We start from the raw sequence: 5066 nt of genomic DNA on the forward strand, positions 1-5066 counted from the left end.
GGGCGGCCGGGGCGGCGCCCGGGCCGCCGGCAGCCGGGGCAGCACCCAAAGCGCCGGAGGCAGCGGTCGAGGCGGCACCCGAAGCGCCGGAGGCAGTGGCCGGGGCTGCGCCCGGAGCGTCGGCGGCCGCACTCGGGGCGCCGGAGCCGGCGGTCGGGGCGGCGACGGAGGGCGCGGTGGCAGAGGCGGCGGCGCCCGCGCGGCGGGCGTCGCGGCGGGCCAGCGCGCGGCGCAGCAGGGGCCGCAGCGGCTCGGTGAGGGCCAGGGCCATGGGGACGTAGAGCAGCCCCGCCATCCACAGGTACCCCGGCCAGGAGACCGCGCGGCGCACGGCGAACGGGAGGAACTCGCCGCGGCTGGTCAGCGCGCCGACGAGCAGCAGCGCGCCCAGCAGGAACACCGCGGTGCCCAGCCTCCGGCCCAGGCCGCGGGGGGCGGTGGTGTCCCGCACCAGCCGCCGCCACATGTACCAGTGCACCGCTACCAGCGCGGCCAGAACGAGCAGTGCGACGAGCACGAATACGACGACCACGTCCGGTAGTTCCCCTGTCCCGATGTCCAGTTGCGTTCTGTCGCGCGCCCCGTGGCGTCGGCGACTATGAAGTGCGCCGCAATGCGCGGACGGAGCGCAACCCGATGACCCCCACGACCGTCCCCAGTACGAAGGAGACCACCGCGAGCAGCAGGTGGACCCAGAAGTACCCGGTCGGGTTCCCCGCGTCGTCGAACGCGAGACCGCTGCCGTCCTTGTAGAGGTTCTTGACGAAAGTGATCCAGATGACCCAGCTCCACACCCCGAAGGCGAGAAGGAACCAGGAGACGGGTCGGCTGAGCTTCATACGGCCAGTATCGCCGCCGGGTGACCGCGACCGTGCCCGGGGTGGCGCTCCGGCGGCCGAGTGCGACGGGAATCACGGCGGGGCACGAAAGCGTCACGGGAGTACGTCAGCCGACGCCTTGGCATGTACGTTCTCGTCCGTGCCCGCTCCGAAGAAGACCGCCAGGCGACCCGCTCTGCTCGCTTCCGCCACGCTGCTGTCGCTCGCCCTCGGCCTGGTGCTGCCCCTGACGGCCGGTACGGCCGAGGCGAAGCCGATCCGGCCGGGCTCCAGGACCGGCACCGGGACGACGGACTCCGGCTCCCCTTCCAAGGTGACGCGCACGCCCCGGGCCACCTCCACCCCGGCCGACTCCCCGGCCGACGCGGACGGCTCCCCGGCCTCCGCCGGCACCGGCAAAACCGGGAGCGGCACGAGCGGGAAGTCCCTCTCCAAGGTCGGCGGTCTCCGGCTGGGCGCGCCCGGCATCCAGGTCCAGCCCGGCGTGGGCGCCCCGAAGCTGCCCGAGGCCGAACTGTCGGCCGACTCGTGGATCGTCGCCGACGCCGAGAGCGGCGAGGTGCTCGCCTCGTACAACGCGCACAAGGAACTGGCCCCGGCGAGCACGCTGAAGATGCTCTTCGCGGACACGCTGCTGGGCCGCTGGCCCGGCACCCAGACCCACACGGTGACGAACGAGGACCTCGCCGGGGTCGGCGCCGGCTCCAGCCTGGTCGGCGTCAAGGAGAAGGAGGAGTACACCGTCCGCGACCTGTGGCTCGGCGTGTTCCTGCGGTCGGGCAACGACGCGGTCCACGTGCTCTCCGCGATGAACGGCGGCATCGACGAGACCGTCGCCGACATGAACGCCCACGCCGAGGAGCTCCAGGCACTGGACACCCATGTGGTCAGCCCCGACGGCTACGACGCGAAGGGGCAGGTCTCCTCGGCCTACGACCTCACGCTGATCGCCCGGTCGGGCCTGCAGAAGCCGGACTTCCGCGAGTACGCGTCGACGGTGCGGGCGCAGTTCCCCGGGGCGACGACGAAGGGGAAGGGCGGCAAGAAGACCCGCGGCTCCTTCGAGATCCAGAACACCAACCGGCTGCTCACCGGCACCGGGGTCGACCAGTACCCGGGCATCGCCGGCGTCAAGAACGGCAACACCACCCACGCGGGGGCGACCTTCACGGGTGTCGCCGAGCGGGACGGCAAGGTGCTGCTGGTCACCGTCATGAACCCGAAGAAGAAGGAGCTCAACCGGGTCTACAAGGAGACCGCGGCGCTGCTGGACTGGGGCTTCGCGGCGTCGGGGAAGGTGACGCCGGTGGGTGAGCTGGTACCGCCGGCCTCCCAGGCCGCGGCCTCCGCCTCGGCCGACCCGGGCGCCTCCTCGGCCGCGGTGCCGGCGGGCGACCAGGCGGGCGCGGGGGACGCCGCGACCGCGGAGCCGGGCGAGGCGGGGCCGCTGTGGATCCCGCTGGCCATCGTCGGCGGCGTGCTGGTCCTCCTCGCGGGCGGAGGCTTCCTCGTCCACCGCCGCTGGCCCCTGCCGGGGACGGGGGCGCGGCAGGAGGCGACCCCCGCGGAAGGCTCGCCGTCCGAAACTTCCGAGGGTTCCGAGGACGCCGACAAGGCGGCGGACGCCGCGGAGAAGCCGAAGGACGGCGAGGACGTGACGGCAGCCGCGGCTTCCGGCAAGACCGCCGCGACCGAGGCCGACGCCGACGCGACAGAGGCGACCGGGACCGAGGCCGACACGGCAGAGGCCGAGGCGACCGAGGCCGACACCGACACGTCTTCCGGGGCGGCCGGGGCCGGGAAGGGCGGGTCCGCCGAGGACGACGCCCCCGAGGCCAGGATGCCCCAGCAGGCCACCGCCCCTCGCACCGCCAAGGACGAGGACCAGCCCGCCTGATCCCGCCCAGCGGCCCGGTCAGGCGGGAACGGCGGAGTCCGGGGCGGCGGGCCCCGGGGTGCCGGATGCCCGGACGGAGGACGACTTCGGGGTGGCGGTCCACGCGGCGCAGTACAGGAGCAGCTTGCAGGTGAAGTTGATCCACAGCAGCAACGCGATCGGCACCCCGAAGGCCCCGTACATGCTCTTCGCCGCGACCCCCTGGATGTAGCCGCTGAGCAGCAGCTTCAGCAGCTCGAAGCCCACCGCCCCGATCAGCGCCGCCTCGACCAGGCGCCGCTTCGACGGGTGCGCCCCCGGCACCATCCGCAGCACGTACGTCAGCAGCAGGAAGTCGGCGAGGACGGCGACGACGAACGCGGCGATCCACAGCAGGACGCCGCCGACGCCGCCCTCGTCGAGCCCCATCGCCCGGGTCAGCCGTCCCACCATCCCGCTCGCGACGGTGGAGATCACCAGCGTCGCCAGCACCGCGCCGCCGAGCCCGAACAGCACGCCCAGGTCCTTGGCCTTGGTGAGCAGGATGTTCTCGTCGGGGTCCGGCATCTCCCAGACCGCCCGCAGGCAGCCCCGCATGGAGTCGACCCAGCTCAGACCCGTGAAGAGGAGCAGCGCGCCGGCGATCAGCCCGACCGTGCCCGCGTTGGCGACCAGCTTCTCGACGTCGAGCTGGTCGGAGATGCCCGGGACCTGTTCTGCCACCTTGTCCTGCAGGGTCCGCTGCTGCGCGGTGGAGAGGGTCGCCGCCCCGGCCGCCGCGGCGACGGTGAGCAGCGGGAAGAGGGCGACGAAGCTGGTGAAGGTCATGGCCGCGGCGAGGCGGGTCCACTTCACCTCGTCCAGCCGCTCGAAGGCGCGCCAGGCGTGGGTTGACATCAGCCGCGCGGCCCAGGGACCGACGACGGGCAGGTTCTTCAGCCAGTCCATCCGACGACCCCGTTCCGGTTCCCGTCCCCGACCGCGCCCGCGTCTACGCGCCGGTCGCGGAATACGAGGGTTCTGGTACCCCAGAAACGGACGGCCGTGCCCAGCAGCATGCCCACCCCCGCCCCGGCGATCAGATCGGCGCGGTGCGAGGTGTACCCCAGGCCGTAGTGGCTGACGGCGAGACAGCTCAGCTGGACGGCGGCCCCCGCCGCGTTGACTGCGGTGAACACGGCCGCCTGCCGCAGCCGTTCGCCCCGCGCCGGGCGAAAGCGGGCCGAGGCGGCCTCGGTTGCCGCGTCCCGCCCCCGGCTTCCGTAGGTGCCCAGCGCGTTGCCGGTGTAGGCGACCGCACAGGCGGCGAGGAAGGCCAGCCCCTTCGCCGGCAGCGGCGGCACTCCGGCCGGGCCGAGCAGCGCGGTGAACACGGCGAGGTCCACCAGGTACGCCGCCAGCCCGGCCGCCGCGAACCCGGCGAGCTCCCGCCGGGTCACCGGGGGCGCCGTCACCAGCCGGTCACCGCCAGGCCGTACAGCACCGCCCAGACCGCCGCGACGACGGCCAGCGGGCGGTCCCGCAGGACGACGTCCTCCGGTTCGCCGGCCGTGCCGCGGTCGGCGAAGACGGCGTAGCGCAGGACACCGAGGATGAAGGCGACCATGGACAGCTGCCGCCACGGCAGCAGTCCGGTCTGCGGGACGCCGCCGCCCTCCAGGGCCCACAGGCAGTAGCCGAGGACCGCGCCGCCCGCCGCGAGCTGCCAGACGAAGCGCAGGTAGCCGGTGGTGTACTCGGTGAGCAGCGCGCGGGTGGCCCCGCCCTTGCCCGCCATCTCGACGGCCTCCGAGTAGCGCTTGGCGGCGACCATGAACAGCGCGCCGAACCCGGTGGTGATCAGGAACCAGCGGGAGAGCGGGATGTCCATGGCGATGCCGCCGGTCATGGCACGCATCAGGAAGCCGGCGGCGACCACCGCGAGGTCGACCACCAGCACCTGCTTGAGCCGCAGGCAGTACGCCAGCTGCATCACGACGTAGGCGGCCAGCACCCCGGCGGTCAGCGGAGGGCACAGCAGCACGGCGGTGAGCGGGGCGAGCACGGCCAGGGCGCCGCCCACCGCGTAGGCGACCGGCACCGGCACCTGCCCCGCGGCGACCGGGCGGCGCCGTTTGACGGGGTGGGCCCGGTCGGCCTCGGCGTCCCGGGCGTCGTTGACCAGGTAGACGGCGGCGGAGCAGGCCGTGAAGAGGACGAGGACCAGCGGCAGCCGGGTCAGCGCCGCGCCGGTGAAGAGCTGCCCGGCGGCGGCGGGCGCGGCCACCACCAGGACGTTCTTCACCCACTGGCGAGGACGGGCGGTACGCACCAGCCCGGCGATCAGCGCGGCGGGGCGGGGACGGCGGGGC

General features: G+C 74.0%; 5 protein-coding genes and 1 pseudogene. 1 reads left to right on the top strand and 5 read right to left on the bottom strand.

What is annotated here, in order from left to right:
• Together ACOV8S_RS16650 and ACOV8S_RS16655 are read right to left on the bottom strand one after the other, a co-directional pair.
• Nucleotides 1–532: pseudogene (locus ACOV8S_RS16650) on the bottom strand (metallophosphoesterase); the annotation flags it as partial.
• 64 nt (nt 533–596) lie between these two features.
• The gene (locus ACOV8S_RS16655; protein ID WP_108955046.1) at nt 597–839 is read right to left on the bottom strand and encodes an SCO4848 family membrane protein; all 243 of its coding nucleotides are present in this window, start codon (nt 837–839) and stop codon (nt 597–599) included.
• Between the two features lie 139 nt (nt 840–978).
• On the opposite strand from ACOV8S_RS16655, the gene ACOV8S_RS16660 reads away from it, so the two are divergent.
• Nucleotides 979–2736, top strand: a complete 1758-nt coding sequence (locus ACOV8S_RS16660; protein WP_448318583.1) for a D-alanyl-D-alanine carboxypeptidase family protein — start codon at nt 979–981, stop codon at nt 2734–2736.
• A gap of 18 nt (nt 2737–2754) precedes the next feature.
• On the opposite strand, the gene ACOV8S_RS16665 is transcribed toward ACOV8S_RS16660, so the two are convergent.
• From ACOV8S_RS16665 to ACOV8S_RS16675, 3 genes are all read right to left on the bottom strand, one after another.
• Entirely contained in the window at nt 2755–3663 is a 909-nt protein-coding gene (locus ACOV8S_RS16665) for a YihY/virulence factor BrkB family protein (protein WP_448318584.1), read from the bottom strand.
• Nucleotides 3651–4169 (bottom strand): GtrA family protein, encoded by a 519-nt coding sequence (locus tag ACOV8S_RS16670; RefSeq protein WP_448318585.1) that lies wholly within the window; start codon nt 4167–4169, stop codon nt 3651–3653. Before ACOV8S_RS16670 ends, ACOV8S_RS16665 begins: the two co-directional genes overlap by 13 nt.
• Nucleotides 4166–5066 (bottom strand): decaprenyl-phosphate phosphoribosyltransferase (locus ACOV8S_RS16675; protein ID WP_448318586.1); only part of this gene is annotated, 901 nt, incomplete at its 5' end. The genes ACOV8S_RS16675 and ACOV8S_RS16670, both read right to left, overlap by 4 nt.

It is taken from the genome of Streptomyces sp. CO7 (genome assembly GCF_053474865.1).